The sequence below is a fragment of the Ruegeria sp. HKCCA5929 genome, assembly GCF_013034525.1.
Lineage (GTDB): Bacteria > Pseudomonadota > Alphaproteobacteria > Rhodobacterales > Rhodobacteraceae > Ruegeria.
On the sequence record NZ_WQGE01000002.1, the window covers coordinates 321,287 to 345,342 of the forward strand.

The following is a 24,056-nucleotide window of genomic DNA, read 5'->3' on the forward strand; positions in this document are numbered from 1 at the left end:
TGCACCTGAGACTAAGCTTAGGCCAGCTCGACTTCGGCGCCAGCTGCTTCCAGCTTGGCTTTGACGTCTTCTGCTTCTGCTTTGTCCACGCCTTCTTTGATCTTGCCGCCGGCTTCGACCAGTTCCTTGGCTTCTTTCAGGCCCAGGCCGGTGATGCCGCGAACTTCTTTGATGACGTTGATTTTCGATGCGCCGGCGTTCTTCAGAACGACGTCGAATTCGGTTTTTTCTTCCTCAGCTGCACCGCCGGCGTCGCCGCCTGCTGCAACCATTACGGCACCGCCAGCTGCGGGCTCAATGCCGTATTCGTCTTTGAGGATGGTTTTCAGTTCTTGTGCTTCCAGCAGGGTCAGACCCACGATGCTTTCTGCGAGTGCTTTCAGATCAGCCATTGTATTAGCTCTTTCCGTTTTACAGTGTGTGTTCCAACGTCAGGGCATATGCCCCACGCAGATCATTCAGTGCCAACCGCTTACGCAGCTTCCGCCTTCTCTTCGATGGTGGAAAGGATGCTTGCGATGTTGCTTGCAGGTGCGCCAATCGCGCCGGCGATGTTCGAAGCAGGTGCGCCAATGCAGCCCACGATCGAAGCAATAAGCTCCTCGCGAGACGGCATTTTCGAAACTGTTTCGACGCCTTTGCGGTCCAGAGCGTTCTCACCCATTGCACCGCCGAGGATCTCAAAATTTTTGTTATCCTTGGCGAAGTCCTCGGCCACCTTGGCTGCTGCCACAGGGTCCTCGGAATAGGTCAGAACGGTCATCCCTGTCAGCAGGTCGGCCATGCTTTCACACGGCTTACCCTCAAGGGCGATTTTGGCGAGCCTGTTCTTGGCAACACGCACGGAGCCACCCGCGTCACGAGCACGTGCGCGAAGGTCCTGCATCTCGGCAACTGTCAGACCGGCGTAGTGAGCAACCACTACGACGCCAGAGCTTTCGAAGATTTGGCCGAGTTCCTCGACCACTTTCTCTTTCTGGGCTCTATCCACAGTTCTCTCCAAGTTTGGGGCGATACCTCACCCCGGCTCATATTTGCCGCAGCTTTCGCTCCGGCGTTCAGGTCCGTTATTACGGGATTGGCCAAAATGCGCCCGAGGGTGGGACCCTCAGAATTCTTTGGTCTTACCCGTCTCAGGCAGGGAATTAAGGGACCGAATGGACCCACCCACCGTCTTGGACGAAACGAAAGAAAGCGCACGACGAATCGCACGCTTTATTCCGCAGGTCTACTTAGGGCAGATAGGCGGGGTTTCCAAGGGGTAAATTTGCGTCAATCGCAAGCGTACTTTCACATTCATCGAAGCGGGTAAGTTTCACCTCAACATTGCTTCCGGATTCGGCGATCACGGCCAAAAGTGCCTAGCCCTCCTCAACACCGCTTGGGAACGCAATTCAAACTCGAATGCTAATGATGACCCTCAGAAAATTCCAGGGTCTCAAGCGGAACGAATGGAAAGTGATTTTGACTGATTAAGTTCTCTCGGCGCCGATCAGGTGCGTAAACGCATAGGCACAAAAAGATGTCACTGCGGTAACGTCTTTCAATAACCTTTTGATCATTCCCGGATCAAGAGAGCCAATCTTCGAATGATGAGGCCAAAGTGAGCGCCCAAAACTCCGGTTCAGGAGTATCTGTGGGCTGCAAGGACATCGATGGAACTTCCTGCTCAGCCAAATTGGGAAGACCGCGCCCCATCCAACTGGCCAATGAACCACCTTCATCCGCTGACACGGCAGACGCAAAAACGAACGCGTCGTCGCGTGCGCCAACACCCGCAGACAGCGCATCATCAGCAGATCGGAATGAAACCCCTGTATCCACGATCTGCAAACTACCACTCGCAACCGCTGCGATCGCGTTGACCAAAGCCGGGCTTCCAGGTGTGTTTGCAGTGTCTGTGGTCGCAACCGTGCCCGGCAGTTCACCCTTCATTTGCTCGATAAGGTCAGGGTTCAATCTGCGTGCGCAATATCCACACATTGTATTCTACAAGAATGCCACCTGACAGGCCCACGATCCCGTCTGGCTGAAATAGAATTTCTACGTTCGGTATTCGAGAATTACGGCAGTTTTTGGGCTACCAACTCAAAACCGAACTTTACCCTTGCACCAGTATGGTTTGCATAAAACGCCGAGCGTGTGAAGTTTCTAGATTTGCTGCAAAAAGTTGGCCCTTCTGTGGGGGCATGGATTGGACCCAAAAAGACACAAGAAAAATCCCGGGCAGTTCGCACCACCCGGGATCAATTCTTCTAAGCTGAATGCCGGGGCTTATTCGCCCGAAGCTTCCGCAACATCCAGTGTCACGCCCGGGCCCATGGTCGAGCTCAGCGCGATTTTCTTCATGTAGGTGCCTTTGGCGCCCGATGGCTTGGCCTTGGCAACAGCCGAGACAAAAGCGCGAACGTTTTCAACCAGCTTGGCTTCGTCAAACGACGCTTTGCCAACGCCAGCGTGCACAACGCCGCCTTTTTCCGCCTTGAACTGAACTTCACCGCCTTTGGCTGCTTCCACGGCCGCTTTCACGTCCATGGTCACGGTGCCAACTTTGGGGTTCGGCATCAGGTTACGGGGACCCAGAACTTTACCCAGACGACCGACGATCGGCATCATGTCCGGGGTGGCAATGCAGCGATCGAATTCGATGGTGCCGCCCTGAATGATTTCCATCAGGTCCTCTGCGCCTACGATATCTGCGCCAGCTTCTTTCGCTTCGTCCGCCTTCGGGCCACGAGCAAAAACAGCAACACGCATCGCTTTACCGGTGCCGTTCGGCAGGCCAACAACGCCGCGCACCATCTGGTCTGCGTGACGAGTGTCAACGCCCAGGTTCATCGCGATTTCGATGGTCTCGTCGAATTTCGAGGTTGCGTTGCCTTTGACCAGGGCAACAGCTTCTTCAACCGACAGGTTTTCCTTGCCGGCGACAGCTTCGCGCGCAGCGCGGGTACGTTTACCGAGTTTTGCCATCTTACTTCACCTCGATGCCCATAGAGCGGGCCGAGCCCAGGATGATCTGCATTGCGCCTTCGACGTCGTTGGCGTTCAGATCTTTCATTTTGGCTTCGGCGATTTCGCGAACCTGCTTCGAGGTCACGGTTGCCACGGTCTCACGACCTGGGTTTTCCGCGCCACGGGGGCGGTTACGCTTGCCGACCGGCTTCAGACCAGCTGCTTTTTTCAGGTAGTAAGACGCGGGCGGCGTCTTGATGTCCATGGTGAAGGACTTGTCCTGATAATAGGTGATCACGGTCGGGCAAGGAGCGCCGGGCTCCATGTCTGCTGTCTTGGCGTTGAACGCCTTGCAGAATTCCATGATGTTGATGCCGCGCTGACCCAGCGCCGGACCAACTGGCGGCGACGGGTTCGCCTGACCTGCAGGAACCTGCAGCTTCATTGTACCAGCAAGCTTCTTGGCCATTTGGTTTTCCTTTCAACTTAGGCAGGACGCGTCCCACCCAGATTATGTTGCGTGGTTCGGACCGGGATCGCGATCCCAGCACCCTCCCACGAGAGAATCTCGCCCGAAGACGATAGAGGCGGCATTTATAGCGGAAAGATGACGTTGGCAAGAGGATCCCGCCGTATTCCTGAACCATACCTGCACTAGCCAAACCAAACGTTGCGACAGACTGGAGCGGCTTAGAAGTTACCTAATTTGAATACAAAAGTTGCGTACGAACCGCCGACGGTTATCTTAGGGCAACTTAGTTAAAGAAGGGGCGGTCTGGGATGGCATCATCTCGACGAGGCAAGGGACTACTGATTTGTGCTCTTTTTGCTGTGTTGCCGGGGTGCGGCAGCAAAGCACAAGATCAGGGCACAGTATCCGAGACAGTTGCCCAATCAGAAGCATCCCAAAACGCTTCCTCACGCAACACGGCAGGCATTGATCCCGCTACCTATGCCGGTCGCTTTCAGGTAAAATTGACCAAAGAAGTTCCTCTGCGCGATATTCCCGTTCCCTTCACCGTCTACGGCGGTCTAGAGGAATCCAGCCCAACCCGACTGCGATTGCGCGCGTTCATGGATTTGCGCGGATTGCAGGAAAAGGCGCCCCAGATTTTGACTGGCCCCCTGGAAGAAAGTTGTAAGCGTCAAATCTATCTTGAGGTTCGAGACGTTACTGCCATAGGCGAAACTGTAAAGGTTGAGGGGTCAGCTCGTGCTCAGTTCACACGATGCAAGCGGAATGAAGAAGCGGGCTTTCGGTATTTCGGGGCCACGGTGGATGCGGTCGCTGTCGCCAAGGCAGAAGTGAAGGGTCAATGCCTTACATTCAGCATCGAAAGTGCCGATCTCAGCCCGCGCGGATTTATCGGTGCTGTCACCAACTTTTTCGGCCTGACAAACCGCATCAACGAAGCGGTCCTTGAAAAGGGTGGGGAGTTTTTGGCGGCCAATCCGGTTTGTCCGCCACTGCCCGAAGAATTCTCTGTTCTTGATCCGAATTACGAATCCGGCGGAACCCGCGAAATCGCACCCGGAGGATTGGGCGCCGCTGTTGTCGGATCAGCGGATGTAAGTGCTGAGACAATTGTGAAAGTCCTTGCAGGTCTGAAAGAACTTGGCGTGTTGGAGTTTGCTGAATGAGACTTTGGTTTATCCTCCCCGCCTTTTTGGCATCTTTTCTGGACGCCCGCGTACCCGACGCGCAGCAAGTGGACTTTGTCATCGATGCGACACTGCCCGTTCGCGATACAGAATTGCCATATACACTCGATCTGAACCTCACCGCCACTGCGCCCACTCGGATCGGGGTCGGTGCCCTTCTCGACCTGCGCGAAGTTCAAAAGGTTGTGCCCGAGCGGTTGGCTGACAATGCAATCGTCGACAATTGTGGCCTGCAGGTCCGACTAGATGATTTGAGCTTTAAGGCCGAAGACCAAACAATAGATTTGGATGGGGATGTGACCATCACGATCTTTGAATGCAGCCGTACCGGCGAACGCAACTTTGAACGCGGTGAAGAAAAAAGAGCGATCCTGGCCAGCTTGTCCACCGAAGCGACTGTCGAAGTGCGGGACAACTGCGCCTATTTCAAGCTTATTGATCTTACTCTAACTGCCCCCGAAGAACAGCGAGAGCAACTGCTGGAAGATGACACTTTAGACTCAGTGAAGGAGTTGATGTTGGCAGCTGTGGATCTTGCCCTGAACGACACTCCTTTGTGCCCGGAACTCCCGGCAGAGCTTGCGTCACTCGACCCAGCCTACGACAAAGGCGGCCCGCGCGAGATCGGAGAAGGTGGTGTTGGCGTTTTCCTTGAAGGCTCAGTTGACGTCAGCCCTTCGACAATCCTCGACATTCTGACAGTGCTTCAACAACAAGAACTTATACCGGGTCGACCCTAGCGCAGACCAAACCTCGCCTGTCGAACCTCTCTTTTTTCTGGTTGGAAAACTGGGGTGTCAAAACAACAAACGCCGCGCTGCTCGAAGCACCGCGGCGTCTAATACAAGTGAAGAGCAATTAGCTCTGCTTTGTTACCTGCGTGAAGTCCAGTTCGACCGGTGTCTCGCGACCAAAAATCGAAACCGAGACTTTCAACTTCTGAGCTTCGTCGTCCACGCCTTCGACCATGCCGTCGAAATCCTCGAACGGGCCGTCGTTGACCTTGACCTTTTCGCCCACCTCGAAGGTGATCATCAGTTTCGGCGCTTCTTCGCCTTCCTGAACGCGGTTGAGGATCTGGTTCACTTCGGCATCGCGCATCGGCATCGGGCGGCCTTGCGGGCCAAGGAAACCGGTGACGCGGTTGATCGAATTGATCAGGTGATAGCCCTGATCCGACATTTCCATATGCACCAGAACGTAGCCGGGCATAAAGCGGCGCTCGGTTGTGACCTTCTTGCCGCGGCGCACTTCGATCACCTCTTCGGTGGGCACCAGTACTTCGTCGATATCGTCCTCAAGGCCCTGCTCAACCACCGACGTGCGGATCTGTTCTGCGATCTTCTTTTCGAAATTCGAAAGAACGCTGACCGAGTACCACCGTTTCGCCATGAACCTGTCGTCCTTGTCTGTCTTCGGGGTATCGGATGTGCCGGATACGCCCGTCATTGAAATCTTATCACGTCATCCGGAATAAAAAGCGGCGCGCAGCCCGAATCGCCACACGCCCATTCCGAATAGTCCTGCGTCAACTACTCTGACATTGCCCGCAGTGCAAGGGGCTGCAGCGTTTCGGCGCTTAGCTGAACGCGCCCAGGATCAGCTGAAGACCACCCCGGATGCCTAGATCGACCAACGCAAAGAATACAGCCGTAAGAGCCGCCATGATGAAAACCATAACCGTGGTCAACAGCACCTCGCGCCGGGTCGGCCAGACGACCTTGGACACTTCGGCACGGACTTGCTGAATGAACTGAATCGGGTTGGTGGTGGCCATTTGGCGTGTTCTCTCTGCTAGCGGATGGCCCGGACATAACCGGGCATTGCGGCAATTTCAAGGGCAGTTGGATCAACTCTACCCAATGCGGTCAGGGTTTGGGTTTGTCGTCCCATTCATCGCTGAGGATCCGGCGCGCATCGCCTTCGGGGTCTTCGTACTGGTTTGAACGAACAGTATAGATAAAGGCGACCAGACCAACGCCGCCCAGCAACAAAGAAATCGGTATGAGATAGGCAAGAACTTCCATCTGGTTTACCTCAGCCGCAGAGCGTTGAGCGACACGGTGATCGAAGAGGTCGACATCGCCAAAGCTGCGATCAATGGAGTTGCAAGCCCAATCACCGCCAAAGGAACGGCAATCACGTTGTAAACTGTCGCTATGCGGAAGTTTTCTCGAATGCGTTTTGTCGCTTTGACCGCCGTGTCGCACGCATCCGCGATGGGGCTCAGGTCATTGCCCAACAACACAATGTCCGACGCCACCCGTGCGGCATCCAACGCTGATGCCGGTGAGATCGAAACATGCGCTGCCGCCAAGGCCGCTGTGTCGTTCAGACCGTCGCCCACCATCAGGACATGGTGACCCTGATCGCTGAGATCCTGAATGCGCTGCGCCTTGTCTTGCGGCAAAGCTTCGGCAATCCAGTCGGTGATCCCCAGTTTTTCAGCCAACGCGCGCACGGCCCCTTGCGAGTCGCCGGACATCAGGACCACATGCTTGCCAGCAGCACGCAACGCGTCGACCGCCTCGGCCGCACCCGGGCGCAACGCGTCCGAAAAGCGGAACGCCACAGGTGCGTGATCACCAATCGCCAGCCAGGCACAGGTTTCACTGCCCTGTTCTGCCCCGACCCAAGCGGCCCGGCCCAAACGCACGCGTTGACCACGGTATTCACCTTCGGTGCCGTAACCGGGAACCTCAACGACGGCCCGCACGTTGGCAGGCTTGATCCCGGCCTCACGCGCGGCTTTCGCCAAAGCCACAGACAAAGGATGTGCCGACGCCTCGGCCAGCGCCAGGGCAACTTCGACCTTCGCGCGGGCATGTTCCCCAAGATTGACCAGTTCCGGCGCACCGGATGTCAGAGTGCCCGTTTTGTCGAACACCACCGTGTCTGCCTCGGACAAACGCTCCAACGCGGTTGCATGTTTGATCAACATACCTTTGCGGAACAACCGGCCAGACGCCGCCGTTGTCACCGCTGGAACGGCCAGACCCAGAGCACATGGGCAGGTGATAATCAGAACCGCCGCCGCGATATTCAACGCCGTGCGGATATCGCCGGAATAAATGTACCAGCCCAGAAAGCTGAGCGCTGATAGGATGTGAACGCCCGGCGCATAAAGCTTGGCCGCCTTGTCAGCCAAAGAGGTATAGCGCGACCGGCCGGATTCAGCGATGGCCACCAGATCCGCCATGCGGTGCAGCGACGTATCCTCGCCCACTGCTGTTGCGCGCAACGTCAAAGGACCGGTCAGGTTGACCTCACCCGCACTGACCAACTGGCCGATTTCGGCAAATACAGGCACCGTTTCCCCGGTCAGTAGCGAGCGGTCGAGTTCAGACTGGCCAGACACGATCTCACCATCCACAGGCATCCGACCGCCCGGGCGCACAAGGATCAAATCGCCTACTTTCAGATCAGCAACTGCGATTTCATGTTCTACGCCATTCACCAAACGGATCGCGCGCGGCACCTCAAGCGCGGTCAGTTCTTCGGCGGCGGATCGGGCTGCGGCACGGGTGCGGTAATCCAGATAACGACCGGCCAGCAGGAAGAAGGTCAGGGTCAGGGCCGCATCGAAATAGGCGTGCTCGCCACTCAGCGCGGTTTCCCAAAGCGATGTGACCAGCGCCAACAAGATCGCCAACACAATTGGCACATCCATGTTCAGGCGGCGCACCCGCAAAGCGCTCCACGCATTGGCAAAGAAGGGCTGGGCTGAAAACGCGATGGCAGGCAGAGCAATCGCGGCAGAAATCCAGTGGAACATGTCCCGCGTGGCGTCAGTGGCCCCGGACCAGACCGAAACCGACAACAGCATGACGTTCATGGAGGCAAACCCGGCAACCGCCAGGCGCATCAGCAAGTCGCGCCCTGCCTTGTCCGTCTGAGTGGCCGACAAGGCACCCGGATCAAGCTCGTGCGCTTCAAAACCGGCTTTCTCAAGCACTGGGATCAGATCGACAGCGCGCGTTTCAGGCGCTGCTTTGATCATCGCGCGTTTCAGGGTCAGGTTCACCCGTGCATCTTCGACGCCGGGATGCGCGTTCAATTCCCGCTCAACCGTTGCAATACAGGCCGAGCAGTGAATACCCGGCAATGACAGTGCAATCTGCACATCCTCCGGAATCGGCCGGGCGGGTTCCGCCGGTGCCGCAAGGCAGCCCGGACAGGCTGCAGTGCCGGAAGAAAGCTGCGCGGTCATCGTTTACCCCTTCACATACAGTGGAACGCGCTGCGAAAATTCCGCGCCATCACTGTCCCGCGCCACCAGACGAATGTTCCAATTGCCCTCGCCCAACGTAGCTGGCGTGGCGTAGGCTGTTCCGTCAAAGGTGAAATCCGGCACGAAATCCTCGCGCACATGGGTCGCGCGGCCCACAACAGCCTGCAACTCGCTGACCTGAACAGGTGCGCCGCTTTCGTCAGTGATGTGCAGGATCAGCAACCCGCCCTTGGTTTCAGCCCGTACGGTCCACCCCAGTGCTTGCTGTTCTTTCAGACGTTCGTTGAACTCCTGACTGGCCACGTATGAATTCTTGACCTCAAGCCCCGGAAAGGTTTTGACCGCGCTGTAAGCCAGCACAAGGTTTACGGTGATGATCACGCCAAAAGCGCCGATGAATACCGCCAAAGCGTGCTTTCCGGTGAATTTCCGTTCCGCCATGATCAATTCCCCCGTCCGTTAAACGTGGTGTCCTTATAGGCCCGCTCACCGCTGCTCAGATCTTCAACCCAGATGCGGACCGGCGTTGAATCCGCTCCGGCTGGACCCGAGTCGCGGGACGAGATGATATACACTCGGGTCAATTGTGCCGTATCTGCCGGAACATTCACAGTGTGCAGGTTCGTGCCTTCGATTTCCAGACGCATGGCCGGATCCCCGGTCAGAGACAGAGTGAACAGTCGATCTTCGCCATGCTTGTTACGCAACCGCACGTCATAGGTGTTGCGAATTGTGCCATCGGACAGGGTGACAAATGTCGGGTTTCGAACCGGAGCAACGGTCAGGTCAATATCCGAGCGGATGAACAAAGCGAACAGCAACGCAAAACCAACCAGCGACCACAGTGCCGTGTACAGGATCGTGCGGGCGCGGAATATATGCGTCCACACACTTTTCGGCGGCTGCCCAGACCGCTCTCGCGTTTCATCGCTGAGGGCCATGTAGTCGATCAGCCCACGCGGCTTACCGATCTTGGCCATCATATCATCACAGGCATCAATACACAGGGCGCAGGTGATGCATTCCAGCTGCTGACCGTCACGAATGTCGATCCCAACCGGGCAGACATTCACGCAGGCCATGCAGTCGATGCAATCCCCCAACTCGGAATCCGCTGTCCGCTTGCCTTTTCCCCGTGGTTCGCCGCGCCATTCGCGGTAGCCGACAACCAGCGTGTCCTCGTCCATCATCGCCGCCTGAATGCGTGGCCAAGGGCAGGCGTAGATGCAGATTTGTTCGCGGGCGAAACCGCCGAAGAAGAACGTGGTGCCAGTCAGGATCAGCATCGTCGTATAGGCGACTGGATGCGCGTTGCCTGTGACCAGATCCACCAAAAGCGTCGGGGCGTCTGCAAAATAGAATACCCAGGCCCCACCCGTTGCCAGACCGATCAGGAACCAGACGGTCCATTTCGTGGCCCGCAGCCGGACCTTGCGGAAATCGAGCTTTTCCTGACGGTGCAGACGCAGACGGGCGTTTCGATCCCCTTCGATCCAACGTTCAACCAGAATGAACAAATCGGTCCAAACTGTTTGCGGGCAGGCATAGCCACACCAGACACGCCCCAAGGCCGAGGTGAACAGGAACAGGCCCAGACCGGCCATGATCAGCAGACCGGCGACAAAGTAGAATTCGTGGGGCCAGATTTCGATCCAGAAGAAATAGAACCGACGATTTGCCAAATCCAGCAAAACTGCCTGATCCGGCAGGCTTGGCCCGCGATCCCATCTGATCCAGGGTGTTACATAGTAGATGCCCAGTGTCACGATCAGGATGATCCATTTCAGGTTCCGAAACGGCCCTGAGACACGTCTTGGAAAGATCGGCTCTCTGGCTGCGTAAAGGCTGGGGGCGGGATCGGAATCGCTCACTGGCTGGCTCCACAAATGGGTCTTCTGAAGGCGACTTGTTCCAGATCACGGGCAAGCGAACTTTGACATGGGTCAAAACGCGCATCGAACACACATCTTTTGCAAATCAGCCGACCCTGAGTGTGTCGGAGCAGAGATGTTTTGCCCGCTTTTTCACTTATTTTAGCAGAAAAACCGCGATTGTCGCGAAAGCTGCTGTGTCGCGGGTTAGCCGCAGGTCACATACCGGCCAATTGTCGCAGCCCAAGACTACGCCCGCCTGGACGCGTCAAAGTTGCCCGCATCACTACAGACAACTCAACGAAACTGGCAGAACGTGGTAAAAGTGGGCACCGGCTGTTCAGGAAACGCGCGAACAGATGGAACAGCCGGTGCCACAGCCTTCGGGCAGCGAACTGCCCGAAGGTGTTCCTTATGGTTTACTGACCACCACCCAACTGGTGGACATAGGCCGTCACGGCGCGGATCTGCGCGTCGGTCAGGCGGTTTTCCCACGGAGGCATTACGCCAAAGCGGCTGTATGTGACTGTTTCGGTCAGAGCCTCTTCACTGCCACCGTAAAGCCAGATCGCGTCTGTCAGGTTCGGAGCGCCCTGAAAGACGTCGCCCTGGCCGTTATCGCCGTGGCAGGCAGCACAGTTGTCCTCAAAAACAACCTTGCCCGCTTGCGCCGCCGCATCGTCCGTCTGCGCATTGGTCAGCGACATGACATATTGGACAACCTGGGTGATCTCTTCGCTTTCGAGAATCTCACCAAATGCCGGCATTTCAGAATAGCGCGCATCGTCGCTTTCTTCGTTCCTGATACCATAGGCGACGGTGTACTCGATATCTTCAAGCGAACCGCCCCACAGCCAGGCATCGTCCAACAGGTTGGGGAAGCCGGGCGCGCCTTGAGCACCGGAACCGTGGCACTGTGCGCACCAGGTGCGGAATACGGCCCCGCCAGAGTTCACGGCGTATTGCTGCAACTCGGGGTCCTTCGAGATATCCTCGAGCGGTGTCTCGACCAGCTTGGCATTCCAAGGGGCGTTTGCCTCTTCGAACGAAACCAGCTCCTGCTGAACCAGCTCACGCGAGGACCATCCCAGAACCCCTGCTGTTGCAGATTGAACCAGCGGCCATGCCGGATACATGATCGTATAGATCAGACCCCAGAAAATGGTCGCATAGAAGGTCCACAGCCACCAGCGCGGCATCGGGTTGTCGAATTCCTCGATCCCATCCCAGGAATGGCCGGTTGTGTTTGGATCACCCGGCTGTTTTTCAGGTGTCTTGCTCATTGCCGCGCCTCCTTGGATGTGGCGGGTTTGTCTTGATGCCGGAACGGGATATTTGCGGTGTCGTTGTATTCTTTGCTGGCACCAGGGCGGAACACCCAGATGATGATGCCGATAAAGAAGACGAACAACACAAGCAGCATCCAGCTATCCGCGAACTGCCGTAGGAGTGTATATTCTTCCATCACACCCTCCTTAGCGGCTTGCGTCCGGGGTGAAGGTCGAGAAATCGACCAGCGTGCCCAGCATTTGCAGATAAGCAATCAGCGCGTCGGCTTCGGTCAGATCAGACTGGCCGTCGAAGTTGCGCACGTTGACCTTGTCGCCATAGCGTTCCAGCAACCCGTCATAGTCGCTGTCCGGATCGGCCTGCGCGCGGAAATCGGCCACGGCGTTCTCCAGCATGTCTTCGGTATAGGGCGTGCCGACCAGAGCGTTGGCGGCCATGACGTCACCAATATACTCGCCGTCGATCTTGCGGGTTTCGAGGAAGCCGTATTTAGGCATCACCGATTCCGGCACCACCGACTGTGCATCGCGCAGGTGGCGTACATGCCAGTCGTCCGAGTAGCGGCCACCCACACGCGCCAGATCGGGCCCGGTACGTTTGGAGCCCCACTGGAACGGGTGGTCGTACATTGATTCAGCCGCCAGCGAGTAGTGCCCATAGCGTTCGACCTCATCCCGCATCGGACGGATCATCTGGCTGTGGCAGACATAGCAGCCTTCGCGCAGATAGATCTCACGACCCGCCATTTCGAGTGGGGTGTAAGGGCGCATGCCCTCCACCTTTTCGATGGTGTTCTCAAGGTAGAACAGCGGGGTGATCTGAACGATGCCACCGATGGTTACGACCAGGAAGCTGAAGATCAGCAGGAGGGTCGCGTTGGTCTCGAGGATCTTATGTTTGTCGAGAATTGCCATTGCTCCGGCCCTCCTTATTCAGCCGGGACTGCGACGGTCAGGCTGGCCTCTTTGGCCGGCGCTTTCCGTACAGTCATCCACAGGTTGTAGCACATGATGACCGAGCCAGCGACGAACAGGACACCGCCCAGCGCACGCACCACATACATCGGGAATTTGGCAGCCACGGTGTCGGCGAACGAGTTCACCAGGAAGCCATTGGCATCCACTTCACGCCACATCAGGCCTTCCATGATACCGGTGACCCACATCGACGCGGCGTAGAGCACGATGCCGATGGTGGCGAGCCAGAAGTGCCAGCTGACCATTTGCAGCGAGTACAGACGCTCGCGCTTCCACAGGACAGGCACCAGGAAGTACAGCGCACCAAAGGTGATCATGCCGTTCCAGCCCAGCGCGCCCGAGTGCACGTGACCAATGGTCCAGTCGGTGTAGTGGCTCAGCGAGTTCACCGCGCGGATCGACATCATCGGACCTTCAAAGGTGGACATGCCGTAAAAGCCGACCGAGATCACCATCATCCGGATCACAGGGTCGGTGCGCAGCTTGTCCCATGCACCCGACAGGGTCATCAGGCCGTTGATCATACCACCCCAGGACGGCATCCACAGGATCACCGAGAACACCATGCCCAGCGTCGAAGCCCAGTCAGGCAGCGCAGTATAGTGCAGGTGGTGCGGACCAGCCCAGATGTACAGGAAGATCAGTGCCCAGAAGTGGATGATCGACAGCTTGTACGAGAAGACCGGACGCTCGGCCTGTTTCGGGATGAAATAGTACATCATGCCCAGGAAGCCCGCTGTCAGGAAGAAGCCCACGGCGTTGTGGCCGTACCACCACTGGATCATGGCGTCTTGAACACCCGACCAGACGATGACCGACTTCGAACCCCAGATGCTGACCGGAATGGTCATGTTGTTGACCAGGTGCAGCATGGCAACGGTCACGATGAACGCCAGATAGAACCAGTTCGCCACATAGATGTGGGGTTCTTTCCGTTTGATGATCGTGCCCAGATAGACAGCAAGGTAAGCAACCCAAACAACGGTCAGCCACAGGTCAACATACCATTCAGGTTCGGCATATTCCTTGGACTGTGTACCGCCCAGAATATAGCCAGTCGCGGCCAGCACGATGAACAGCTGATAGCCCCAGAACACGAACCACGCGAGGTTGCCGCCCCACAGACGCGCGGCGCTGGTGCGCTGTACCACGTAGAACGATGTTGCGATCAGCGCGTTACCGCCAAATGCAAAAATCACCGCCGAGGTGTGCAGCGGACGCAAACGTCCAAAGTTCAAATACCCTTGCGCCCATTCGAAGTTGAGCACCGGAAACGCCAGCTGGAACGCAATAAAGGTTCCCGCCAGGAACCCTACAACGCCCCAAAAGGCGGTTGCGATCACGCCGTAGCGGATCACGTCATCCATGTATTCGCCCGAACGATCGACAAGAATATCTGGCTCTTCCGTGTTTCGAAGCGTCCAGATGAACAATCCACCGGCGATAAGCATCACCAGAATCGCATGCACCTGATACGCCAAATCGCGTGCATAATTTGATCCGATGGCGGCAAACACCACGACCAGACCAAGCACGATCAGCTTGATGTAATTCGACATATTGCGTCCCTTTGCCGTGCTTCGCGCGATTTTGATTCTTTTGACACGCGAAACCTATTTGACTGGCTGCCGTTCTGAAGCACGACAGCCGATGTTGCTTTGATCTGTATCAAGACAGTTCCCCGTTTTCTGTGACACGCATTGAGGATGAAAGAGGCCAACCGGTCGCATGAGACCATATGCCCGAACTAAGAGGTCGAAATGGCGTACAAATCCCTTCTCACTGTTATGACCGAAACGCAGACAGCTCAGACCGCACTGGCGCAGATGGTGGCGCTGGCGGATTCGCAGGATGCCCATGCCGAAGCGCTGTGCCTCGGTGTCGATCGCAGCCAGACCGGTTACTATTACGCCGGAGCCAATGCACTGATCGTTCAGGAAACACTCAGCCGGGCCAATGCCGAGGCACAAGAGTTGCTGACATTTGCCCAGGATTATCTGGGCAAATCCGGTGTTCGCTGGTCCGCCGAACACGGTGTGGCGCAGATTGCCGATATAGGGCGTCATGTTGCACATCGGGCGCGGTTTTCAGATTTGGTGATCTTGCCGCATCCTTACGGCAAGGACCGTGGAGCCGAGGCCGAGCCGATTATTGAAGCGGCTATGTTCGAAGGCCATTGCCCGGTTCTGGTGGTACCTGATGACACCCCACCCCTGAAAGCGCCGCGCAATGTGATGATAGCCTGGAACGAAAGCGTCGAGGCGATGTGTGCCATCCGGCGTGCTCTGCCCTTCCTGAAAAAGGCGGAACTGGCCCGCATCGTCGTGATTGATCCGCCGCGCCACGGCCCTGACCGGTCGGATCCGGGTGGGATGCTGTCTCAGATGTTGGCCCGACATGGGGTCAAATGTGAGATCGATGTCCTGAGCAAGACCATGACGCGCGTGTCGGACATTCTGAACCGCCATGCATCAGATACGGAATCGGACATGATCGTGATGGGTGCCTATGGGCATTCGCGCTTCCGCGAGGCCATACTCGGCGGGGCAACACGTAATATGCTGGAACAGTCTTCCGTCCCAGTGTTTCTGGCGCATTGAACTCTGTCTAAAATGAAAAAGCCGCCCGAAACGGCGGCTTTTTCATGCTTTGCGGATAAGGCCGATCACGAACAGCAAAATCACGGCCCCAACGGTCGCAAAGAAGATCGATGAAAAGAACCCTCCGCCCACCGAAAAGCCAAGCGCCGGGAAAATCATGCCCGCCAAAAACGCCCCGACGATTCCGACGATGATGTTGCCCACAAGGCCAAATCCGCGGCCTTCCATGATCTTGCCTGACAGCCACCCGGCGATTGCGCCGATGAAAAGCATTGCCAGGACACTGCCGAAAACCATGCTAAGCTCCTGATTTGTTTCTAGCCGCAATCCAAAGACTGCAGCCACTGTATTGCAGCACAAAAACCGGGATCAGACCAAAAAGCCACCGTCCGAATCGTCACCGGCCTCTTCCATCAGACGGCCCATGTCGGGAATGGTCACGTGGCGCTTGCCTTCCAGCGTGATCACGCCTTCCTTTTTCAAGGCCGAGATCTGGCGGCTGACAGTTTCAAGCGTCAGACCCAGGTAATCCGCCATGGCTTCGCGTGTCAGGGGAAGGTCAAACACAATCGGTCCCGCCAGACCTTTCTGACTGATCGACGCATCCCTGCGTGCGATGATCGACAATAGGCTCGCGATCTTTTCCCGTGCAGTCTTGCGTCCAAGCACCAGCATCCATTCGCGGGCAGCGTCAAGCTCGTCCAGAGTCATCTGCAACAGACGATGCGCAATATGCGGTGTCGTCGCCATCAATTCTTCGAAGGGCTTCTTGCGGAAACAACACATGACAACATCCGTGGTCGCCTGCACATCGTAGGGCGCAGCCTCACGCCCGGGTCGGCCGACAAAGTCACTGGGCAACAGCAAACCCACCATCTGGGTACGCCCGTCTTCCATTGTCTGTGTCAATGACGCGATCCCGGCCACGACCGAGCCTACAAAATTCATCTGATCGCCGGACCAGATGATCGTTTGTCCCGCCTCGAAGCTGCGGTAATACTTAATGCTTTCAAGCTCTTCCAGCTCATCGGCATCGCAACGGGCGCAGACTGCTCGGTGTCGAATCGGGCAGTCTTCGCAATTGGAATGATCAAACTGTGCTTTTACTGTCATGCGCGTTCCTACTTGATCTCCATCAAAGCAACCAAGTTGTCGGTGCCATAAGGGTATCGCCATGATAGTGAAACCACAATTGGCAAAGCTTGGACTTTTTGACGCGAAAGTACCGCGTTACACAAGCTACCCCACCGCCCCCCACTTTAGCAATGATGTGGGAGCAGACATGTTTGGCGACTGGATTTCGGGGATCAAACCCGGCAGTGCCATTTCCCTGTACATCCATGTTCCGTTCTGCCGCAGGCTGTGTTGGTTCTGTGCCTGCCGGACACAAGGAACCCAAACCGACAACCCGGTTATTGCCTATGTGGACGTTCTGAAGGCCGAGTTGGACCTGCTTGCAGCCCGCCTGCCCGAAGGTGTGGTGCTGTCGCGCCTGCATTGGGGTGGCGGCACGCCGACCTTGCTGAACGCGCAGCTGATGCGCGAATTGGCGCAGCATATTCTGGGTATCGTACCCATGGGATCTGATGCCGAATTTTCAGTCGAGATTGATCCCAACGAAATTGATGAAGCCCGTCTGGATGCGTTGGCGGACGCAGGTATGAACCGTGCCTCGATCGGGGTGCAGGATTTCGACGACGAAATTCAGAAAACCATCGGTCGTATTCAAAGCTACGATACCACCCGCGACGCCATCGACATGATCCGTGAACGTGGCATCACCAGTTTGAACGCAGATATCCTTTATGGCCTGCCGCATCAGACAAAGGCCCGGATGACCGAAAGCGTGCAGAAGCTGCTTTCGCTCAGCCCGGATCGCGTGGCGTTGTATGGCTACGCGCATGTGCCCTGGATGGCGAAGCGCCAACAGATGATCCCGTCCGACGCGCTACCCACGCCGGAACAACGGCTCGAGCTGTTCGATACCGCCCGACGCCTGTTCCTGTGGGACAACTACGCCGAAATTGGCATCGACCATTTCGCTACACAGGATGACGGGCTGACCCATGCCTTGCGCGCGGGACGCTTGAAGCGGAACTTCCAGGGATATACCGACGATCAGGCCGACGTTCTGATCGGGGTCGGGGCCAGTTCGATCTCGCGCTTTCCGCAAGGCTATGCGCAGAACGCCTCGGCCACCTCGGCGCACACAAAAGCCGTCCGTAACGGACAGTTTTCAACAGCCCGTGGACATCTGTTCAAAGGCCAGGACATTCTGCGCGCACGTCTGATCGAAGCGCTGATGTGTGATTTCCAGATCAACAGCGCTGAAATCCTGCGCGACCACGACGTCTCGGCCGCCACGCTGAATGATATGTATCACTCCGCCAACGCCGATTTCGACGGGCTTCTGCGGATCACTGATGACGGGCTTTTCATCCCGCCCGAAGCACGCGCGCTAACCCGGATGATCGCCCGCAGTTTTGACGTTTATGACCTGAGCAAAGCCGGGCACAGCTCGGCAATCTGACCTCTTCGCTGCGAGCAATTTCTGGCCCGCAGACCACAAAACGCAACGGGGGCTTGACGCACGCCTGCGGTTTTTCCCACACTCGTGCTGTGGGGTGAAGTTTCGCCCTGCACCCTGAGGCGGGCAAAATACAGACAGTCCTTGCCGACGCAAATGCGGCGGATGCCCCTTTCGTGCAGCCATTCTGCAACCTGAAAGAGGGACAACACTCATGCGCGTCTTCACCGTCCTCGGGCCCAGCCAATCGGGCAAATCTACCCTGGTCGAGGCCATCAGCCGCCTCGACGGGCGCCCCACAACATTCGATGTTTCCGGAACCGTGCATTTGCACGGTTTTTCTTACCTGGACGAGCCCTGGTGCGCGATCGACGTGGATGGCGGTGGCGATGCGCTCGCCTATGTCGGGCCTGCAATGGCCATATCGGACGCCGCCGTGGTGGTCGTGCCACCCGACCCGAATGCCGCTGTTCTGTGCGCGCCTTACCTGCGACTGGTCGAAGAAGCGGGCATCCCCTGTTTCCTGTTCATCAACCGGATGGATAACCCCAATGGCCGCATCCGCGACATCATCGCGGCCCTGCAAACATACTGCACCCATCATATCGCCTTGCGTCAGGTGCCCATCCGCGAAGGAGACACGATCATCGGCGCGGTCGATCTGATCTCGGAACGAGCCTGGAAATATCAGGAAGGCCAACCCTCGGCCCTGATCGAACTGCCGCAATCCGTGGAAGATCGAGAGCAGGAAGCACGAACCGAGTTGCTGGAAACCCTGTCCGATTTCGATGACCATCTGTTGGAACAGCTGATCGAGGACAAACAGCCGCCAAATGACGAAGTGTATGATCTTGCCGCGCAGGTCCTGCAAAACCACCAGTTGATCCCCGCGTGCTTGGGTGCAGCGAGCCATGGCAACGGGCTGACTCGCCTGATGAAAGCACTGCGACACGAAGCGCCTGAATTTGATATCGCCGCAGGACGCGACGAGGCTGCAGACAGCGCACGCGCTATTGCCGGCTTTGCAGATGTCAAAAAGCACATCGGAAAGATTGTCGTTCTGCGCGGCCTCGGAGACGGTGTACAAGCGCACGAGGCGTTGGGCGGTGAAACCGTAGGAAACCTGACAACGCTGGATGCCAAAACCCAAATCGCGACACTGGAGGCCGGGCAGATTGGGCTGGCGGTGAAATCCGACCACCTCAACCCCGGCTATATCTACGACAGCTCTTCTGCGACGGAGCTTCCGGAATGGGCGGCTTCGCATCCTGTCGCGCATCGTCAGATCGTCTCACCCGCACATGAACGGGACGACGTACGCCTGTCCAATGCCCTAAGCCGTCTGGCCGAAATCGACCCCGGTCTGCACTTGCAACAGGATGAGTTGAGCGGTCATTCCATCCTTGGATCGCAAGGTCCACAGCACATGCGTCGCGTGACCGCCAAGCTGGCCGAGGATTTTGGGATCGAGATTGAAGCGGATCAGGTCGAAACCGCCTATCGCGAGACCATCCGCGCGCCCGTCGAACATCGCCACCGTCATCGCAAACAATCCGGTGGGGCTGGGCAGTTTGCAGATGTGGTGATCTCGGTCGCACCCCTGCCACGCGGATCGGGGTTCCAGTTCGAAGAGGTGGTCAAGGGCGGCGCTGTGCCCAAGAACTACATCCCCTCCGTGGAACACGGTGCCAAGGACGCACTGGAACAAGGCCCCGAAGGATTTCCCGTGGTCGACGTCAAAGTGACCCTGAGCGACGGTAAACACCACAACGTGGACAGTTCGGATTATGCGTTCCGCACCGCAGGCAAGAACGCCGTACGCGAAGCGTTGCCGCAGGCCAAGCCAGTGGTTCTGCAACCGATGCTGAACGCCGAGATTCACCTGCCTTCCGATTTTGTTGGCGATCTCGTACCAACGATCAGTTCGCTGCAAGGGCAAGTTCTGGGATTTGAGGGCAACCCAAACGCGTCGGGATGGGAGATCTTCAACGCCCAGATCCCCGCCGTGACCGAGGATGAACTGCATCGCACCCTTGCCAGTGCCACGCGCGGAACCGGGTGGGTCAAGCTGACCTTTGATCACTACGAAGAACTGCGCGGGCCAGTACCGAAAGCGGCGACCAAAGAAAAGGCAAGCGCGTGATGGCCTGAGGAAGGCGGGCTGATTTCAGCCCGCCGCTGCAATCAGCTCGCGGGTATAGTCTGTCTGGGCGTTTTCGAACAAAGCCTCGGCCGCACCCATTTCCACCACATCCCCATTTCGCATGACGATCACGTTGTGCGACATCGCCCGTACGACTTTCAGGTCATGGCTGATGAACAGGTAAGCCAGACCGTATTTCTTCTGCAGATCACGCAGCAGATCAACGATCTGAACCTGCACCGTCATGTCCAGCGCGCTGGTCGGCTCGTCCAGTACCAGCAGTTTGGGCCGCAAAACCATCGCGCGCGCAATGGCGATACGCTGGCGCTGTCCGCCTGAGAACTCGTGCGGATACCGGTCCATCGCCGCTGGATCCAGCCCCACTTCGGTCATCACCTCAGCGACCAGCTCACGCGGGGCGCGGTGAGGGTCAATGTTGTGAATGGCCAGGCCTTCCGCAATGATCTGCTGACAGGTCATGCGCGGGCTGAGGCTGCCGAACGGGTCTTGAAACACGATCTGCATATCCTTGCGCAACCTGCGCAATTCGCGGGTAGACCATCTTCGCACATCCTGATCGCGGAAGGTGATGCCGCCTTCGGACGCAATGAGGCGCATGATCGCCAGCGCCAGCGTGGTCTTGCCCGAGCCGCTTTCGCCGACGATGCCCAAAGTCTCACCCGCACGTACACTCAGCGTGGCGTCATTCACCGCCTTCACATAGCCAACAGTACGCTTCAGAAATCCGCGCTGGATCGGGAACCAGACCTTCAGGTGATCGGTGCGCGCGACCTCTTCCGCGTCTGAGGCAACCGGTTCGGGTTGACCCGAAGGTTCCGCGGCCAAAAGTTTCCGGGTATAGGGATGCTGAGGGTTGTCAAAGATGTCCTGTGTGACACCGGTTTCGACAATCTCACCATCCTTCATCACACAAACACGGTCGGCAATCCGGCGCACGATGCCCAGATCATGGGTGATGAACAGCATCCCCATATTCTCGGATTTCTGCAATTCGGCCAACAACTCGAGTATCTGCGCCTGAATGGTCACGTCCAACGCCGTTGTCGGTTCGTCGGCTATCAGGATGTCTGGTTTGTTGGCCAGCGCCATCGCGATCATCACCCGCTGCCGTTGTCCGCCAGACAACTGGTGCGGATAGCTGTCCAGCCTGTCCTCGGGGTCGCGGATACCAACCTTGGTCAGCAGCTCCAAAATCCGATCCCGCGCAGTATCCCCGGTCACGCCTTGATGCAGCGCCAGCGATTCCGCCATTTGCTTCTGAATCGTGTGCAGCGGGTTCAACGAGGTCATCGGCTCCTGAAAGATGAAGCTGATGTCATTGCCACGAACATCCATAAGATGCTGCTCGGACGCGCCGATCATCTCTTGCCCATCATAGGTCACCGATCCTTCGACCAGTGCACTGTCACCCAGCAGTGAAACGGTCGACAAAGCCGTGACGGATTTGCCTGAGCCGGATTCGCCTACCAATGCAACGGTTTCACCCCGATCTACTGTGAAGGAAACGCCTTTGACTGCGGCACTGACCTGACCGTCCTGCCGGAACGAGACCTTGAGGTTGTTCACATCCAGCAAGCTCATGAGAAGGTCTTTCTTGGATCAAACGCATCCCGCACGCCTTCGAAAATGAAGACCAGCAGCGACAGCATGATGGCAAAGGTGAAAAAGGCAGTGAAAGCCAGCCACGGGGCTTGCAGGTTCTGTTTTGCCTGCAAGGTCAGCTCTCCCAAAGACGGTGCCGACGATGGCAAACCAAAGCCCAGATAATCCAACGAGGCCAGGCCGCCGATGGTTCCTGTGACAATGAACGGCATGAACGTCAGGGTGGCCACCATTGCATTGGGCAGCATATGGCGGAACATGATGGTCATGTTGCCGACGCCCAGCGCACGCGCGGCGCGTACATATTCAAGGTTCCGCGCCCGCAGAAACTCGGCGCGCACCACGCCGACCAATCCGGTCCAACTGAACAAGATCATCAGCGCAACCAACAGCCAGAAACTTCGGCCCAGAACAGCGAACATGATGATGATCACATATAACGAAGGCGTCGCTGACCAGATCTCGATGATCCGCTGAAAGATCAGATCCAGCCAACCGCCGAAGAACCCTTGAATGGCACCAGCGAAAATACCGATCAGGCTGGCGGCACCGGTCACAAGCAGTGTGAACAGGATCGACAAGCGGAACCCATATATCACCCGAGCCAACACGTCGCGTTTAGTGTCATCCGTGCCCAACAGGTTCTGACCGTTGGGCGGTAAGGGCGCGGCCCCCGGTCGGTCTACCGACGTATTGAAGGAGTATGGGATCAACGGCCAAAGCGCCCAGCCGCGCTCGAACCCTTCCGCCTGGAAAGTCCCGGCGTCGATTTGTTCTATGATGCCTTCGGGATCGTCGAAACACTCTTCCAGTCCGCCGCTATCGATCAAGCATTGAACCTCGGGATCGCGATAAATGGCTTCCGTCTGGAAGTCCCCACCAAATTCGGTTTCTGCATAGAAATTGAAGATGGGCGTATAGAAATCACCCCGGTACTTCACGAGGATGGGTTTGTCATTTGCGATGAACTCGGCGCACAGGGACAGGCCAAACAACACCGAAAAGATGATCAACGACCAGAACGCGCGCCTGTTGCGGCAGAAGTTGCTCCAGCGGCGCTGATTCAGAGGAGAGAGTGCCATTTACCCCTCCCGCTTTTCGAAGTCGATGCGCGGATCGACCAACACATACATCAGATCGCTGATGATCCCCACAACCAGCCCCATCAGGCCGAAGATGAACAAGGTGCCAAAAATCACCGGGTAGTCCCGCGCCACGGCAGCCTCGAACCCCAGACGACCCAGACCGTCCAGCGAGAATATGGTCTCGATAATGATCGAACCACCGAAGAACACGCCTATAAACACCGCCGGAAAACCGGCAATCACGATCAGCATCGCGTTTCTAAAGACATGGCCATAAAGAACTTTGCGTTCGCTCAGTCCTTTGGCACGGGCCGTCATGACATATTGCTTTTTGATTTCATCCAGAAACGAGTTCTTGGTCAGAAGCGTCAGCGTCGCAAAGGCCGAGATCGTGAGCGCAATTGTCGGCAGTGCAATGTGCCAGAAGTAATCAACGATCTTGCCGAAGAGGCTGAGGCTCTCCCAGTTGTCCGAGGTCAGACCGCGCAGCGGGAAGATCTGCCAGTAAGACCCACCCGCGAACAGCACCAGCAGGAGGATCGCAAACAGAAAGCCCGGGATCGCATAGGCCACGATGATCGCCCCGCTGGTCCAGGTATCGAACTGTGATCCATCTTTGATCGCTTTGCGAATGCCCAGCGGAATAGAAACCAGATAGGCAATCAGGGTCGACCACAGACCCAATGAGATTGAGACCGGCATCTTTTCAAGCACCAGATCAATCACGCTGATCGAACGGAAATAGCTCTGCCCGAAATCCAAGGTCAGATAGTTGCCCATCATGATCAGGAAACGTTCCAGAGGTGGTTTGTCGAATCCGAATTCTTTTTCAAGTTCGGCAATGAACTCGGGCGACAGGCCGCGTGCGCCGACATATTTGTCGTCGAAAACACCACCAGCGGGTTCAGAACCTGCGCCAGCATCGCCTCCACCCGCAAATCCGGCAAATACGTCCCCCTGACCTTCGATCTGCGCGATGATCTGTTCGACCGGTCCACCCGGCACGAATTGTACCAGCGTGAAGTTGACGATCATGATGCCCAAAAGGGTCGGAATGATCAGCAACAAGCGTCTTAAAATATAGGCGCCCAT

At 57.0% G+C, this 24,056-nt stretch carries 25 protein-coding genes; 5 read left to right on the forward strand and 20 right to left on the reverse strand.

What is annotated here, in order from left to right:
* Positions 1-17: 17 nt before the first annotated feature.
* The 5 genes from rplL to rplK form a co-directional block, all read right to left on the reverse strand.
* On the reverse strand, positions 18-392 hold the full coding sequence (gene rplL / locus GOV90_RS06300) for a 50S ribosomal protein L7/L12 (RefSeq protein WP_170446876.1): 375 nt from the start codon (positions 390-392) through the stop codon (positions 18-20).
* An 80-nt stretch (positions 393-472) separates the two neighbouring features.
* Positions 473-991 (reverse strand): 50S ribosomal protein L10, encoded by a 519-nt coding sequence (gene rplJ, locus GOV90_RS06305; RefSeq protein WP_170387618.1) that lies wholly within the window; start codon positions 989-991, stop codon positions 473-475.
* 578 nt (positions 992-1,569) lie between these two features.
* Complete coding sequence (locus tag GOV90_RS06310; protein ID WP_171105867.1) at positions 1,570-1,959, reverse strand: hypothetical protein; 390 nt, start codon at positions 1,957-1,959, stop codon at positions 1,570-1,572.
* 315 nt (positions 1,960-2,274) lie between these two features.
* The gene (gene rplA / locus GOV90_RS06315; RefSeq protein WP_171096000.1) at positions 2,275-2,973 is read right to left on the reverse strand and encodes a 50S ribosomal protein L1; all 699 of its coding nucleotides are present in this window, start codon (positions 2,971-2,973) and stop codon (positions 2,275-2,277) included.
* 1 nt (position 2,974) lies between these two features.
* Positions 2,975-3,424 carry a 50S ribosomal protein L11 gene (rplK, locus tag GOV90_RS06320; RefSeq protein WP_010440985.1) on the reverse strand — a complete coding sequence of 150 codons (450 nt, stop codon included), beginning with the start codon at positions 3,422-3,424 and terminating at the stop codon, positions 2,975-2,977.
* Positions 3,425-3,735: 311 nt separating this feature from the next.
* Between rplK and GOV90_RS06325 the strand changes: the two genes are divergently transcribed.
* Together GOV90_RS06325 and GOV90_RS06330 are read left to right on the forward strand one after the other, a co-directional pair.
* Positions 3,736-4,596, forward strand: a complete 861-nt coding sequence (locus tag GOV90_RS06325; protein ID WP_171095998.1) for a hypothetical protein — start codon at positions 3,736-3,738, stop codon at positions 4,594-4,596.
* Positions 4,593-5,357, forward strand: a complete 765-nt coding sequence (locus GOV90_RS06330) for a hypothetical protein (protein ID WP_171095996.1) — start codon at positions 4,593-4,595, stop codon at positions 5,355-5,357. Before GOV90_RS06325 ends, GOV90_RS06330 begins: the two co-directional genes overlap by 4 nt.
* Positions 5,358-5,475: 118 nt before the next feature.
* On the opposite strand, the gene nusG is transcribed toward GOV90_RS06330, so the two are convergent.
* From nusG to ccoN, 10 genes are all read right to left on the reverse strand, one after another.
* Positions 5,476-6,009 carry a transcription termination/antitermination protein NusG gene (gene nusG / locus GOV90_RS06335; protein WP_171096042.1) on the reverse strand — a complete coding sequence of 178 codons (534 nt, stop codon included), beginning with the start codon at positions 6,007-6,009 and terminating at the stop codon, positions 5,476-5,478.
* Positions 6,010-6,196: 187 nt separating this feature from the next.
* Entirely contained in the window at positions 6,197-6,394 is a 198-nt protein-coding gene (gene secE / locus GOV90_RS06340; protein WP_050605011.1) for a preprotein translocase subunit SecE, read from the reverse strand.
* 91 nt (positions 6,395-6,485) lie between these two features.
* Positions 6,486-6,644, reverse strand: a complete 159-nt coding sequence (gene ccoS / locus GOV90_RS06345; protein WP_074737762.1) for a cbb3-type cytochrome oxidase assembly protein CcoS — start codon at positions 6,642-6,644, stop codon at positions 6,486-6,488.
* A gap of 5 nt (positions 6,645-6,649) precedes the next feature.
* Positions 6,650-8,827: a heavy metal translocating P-type ATPase gene (locus GOV90_RS06350; protein ID WP_171095994.1), complete on the reverse strand. Its 2,178-nt coding sequence runs from the start codon at positions 8,825-8,827 to the stop codon at positions 6,650-6,652.
* A 3-nt stretch (positions 8,828-8,830) separates the two neighbouring features.
* Positions 8,831-9,289: a FixH family protein gene (locus GOV90_RS06355; protein ID WP_171095992.1), complete on the reverse strand. Its 459-nt coding sequence runs from the start codon at positions 9,287-9,289 to the stop codon at positions 8,831-8,833.
* Between the two features lie 2 nt (positions 9,290-9,291).
* On the reverse strand, positions 9,292-10,719 hold the full coding sequence (gene ccoG / locus GOV90_RS06360) for a cytochrome c oxidase accessory protein CcoG (protein WP_171095990.1): 1,428 nt from the start codon (positions 10,717-10,719) through the stop codon (positions 9,292-9,294).
* 419 nt (positions 10,720-11,138) lie between these two features.
* Positions 11,139-12,002 (reverse strand): cytochrome-c oxidase, cbb3-type subunit III, encoded by an 864-nt coding sequence (ccoP, locus tag GOV90_RS06365; RefSeq protein ID WP_171095988.1) that lies wholly within the window; start codon positions 12,000-12,002, stop codon positions 11,139-11,141.
* A complete protein-coding gene (locus GOV90_RS06370) occupies positions 11,999-12,184 on the reverse strand; it encodes a cbb3-type cytochrome c oxidase subunit 3 (protein ID WP_171095986.1) in 186 nt (61 codons plus the stop codon). Before GOV90_RS06370 ends, ccoP begins: the two co-directional genes overlap by 4 nt.
* A gap of 10 nt (positions 12,185-12,194) precedes the next feature.
* Positions 12,195-12,923 (reverse strand): cytochrome-c oxidase, cbb3-type subunit II, encoded by a 729-nt coding sequence (gene ccoO / locus GOV90_RS06375; protein WP_171095984.1) that lies wholly within the window; start codon positions 12,921-12,923, stop codon positions 12,195-12,197.
* Between the two features lie 14 nt (positions 12,924-12,937).
* Positions 12,938-14,545 (reverse strand): cytochrome-c oxidase, cbb3-type subunit I, encoded by a 1,608-nt coding sequence (ccoN, locus tag GOV90_RS06380; RefSeq protein ID WP_171095983.1) that lies wholly within the window; start codon positions 14,543-14,545, stop codon positions 12,938-12,940.
* Between the two features lie 201 nt (positions 14,546-14,746).
* Here ccoN and GOV90_RS06385 point away from each other — a divergent pair, with 201 nt between their 5' ends.
* Positions 14,747-15,586, forward strand: coding sequence for a universal stress protein (locus tag GOV90_RS06385; protein WP_171095981.1), 840 nt, complete (start codon positions 14,747-14,749; stop codon positions 15,584-15,586).
* Between the two features lie 42 nt (positions 15,587-15,628).
* Here the strand turns inward: GOV90_RS06385 and GOV90_RS06390 are convergent, their stop codons facing one another.
* On the reverse strand, positions 15,629-15,883 hold the full coding sequence (locus tag GOV90_RS06390; RefSeq protein WP_171095978.1) for a GlsB/YeaQ/YmgE family stress response membrane protein: 255 nt from the start codon (positions 15,881-15,883) through the stop codon (positions 15,629-15,631).
* Between the two features lie 72 nt (positions 15,884-15,955).
* On the reverse strand, positions 15,956-16,699 hold the full coding sequence (gene fnrL / locus GOV90_RS06395) for a transcriptional regulator FnrL (protein ID WP_171095976.1): 744 nt from the start codon (positions 16,697-16,699) through the stop codon (positions 15,956-15,958).
* Positions 16,700-16,760: 61 nt separating this feature from the next.
* Between fnrL and hemN the strand changes: the two genes are divergently transcribed.
* Positions 16,761-18,116 (forward strand): oxygen-independent coproporphyrinogen III oxidase, encoded by a 1,356-nt coding sequence (gene hemN, locus GOV90_RS06400; protein WP_171095974.1) that lies wholly within the window; start codon positions 16,761-16,763, stop codon positions 18,114-18,116.
* A 211-nt stretch (positions 18,117-18,327) separates the two neighbouring features.
* Positions 18,328-20,256, forward strand: a complete 1,929-nt coding sequence (locus tag GOV90_RS06405; protein ID WP_171095972.1) for an elongation factor G — start codon at positions 18,328-18,330, stop codon at positions 20,254-20,256.
* A gap of 24 nt (positions 20,257-20,280) precedes the next feature.
* Here the strand turns inward: GOV90_RS06405 and GOV90_RS06410 are convergent, their stop codons facing one another.
* Genes GOV90_RS06410 through GOV90_RS06420 form a run of 3 tightly spaced genes read right to left on the reverse strand, consistent with a single transcriptional unit; the run spans position 20,281 to position 24,056 of the window.
* A complete protein-coding gene (locus GOV90_RS06410; protein ID WP_171095970.1) occupies positions 20,281-21,858 on the reverse strand; it encodes an ABC transporter ATP-binding protein in 1,578 nt (525 codons plus the stop codon).
* A complete protein-coding gene (locus GOV90_RS06415; RefSeq protein ID WP_171095968.1) occupies positions 21,855-22,961 on the reverse strand; it encodes an ABC transporter permease in 1,107 nt (368 codons plus the stop codon). The genes GOV90_RS06410 and GOV90_RS06415 overlap by 4 nt, the downstream gene beginning before the upstream one ends.
* The gene (locus GOV90_RS06420; protein ID WP_171095966.1) at positions 22,962-24,056 is read right to left on the reverse strand and encodes a microcin C ABC transporter permease YejB; all 1,095 of its coding nucleotides are present in this window, start codon (positions 24,054-24,056) and stop codon (positions 22,962-22,964) included.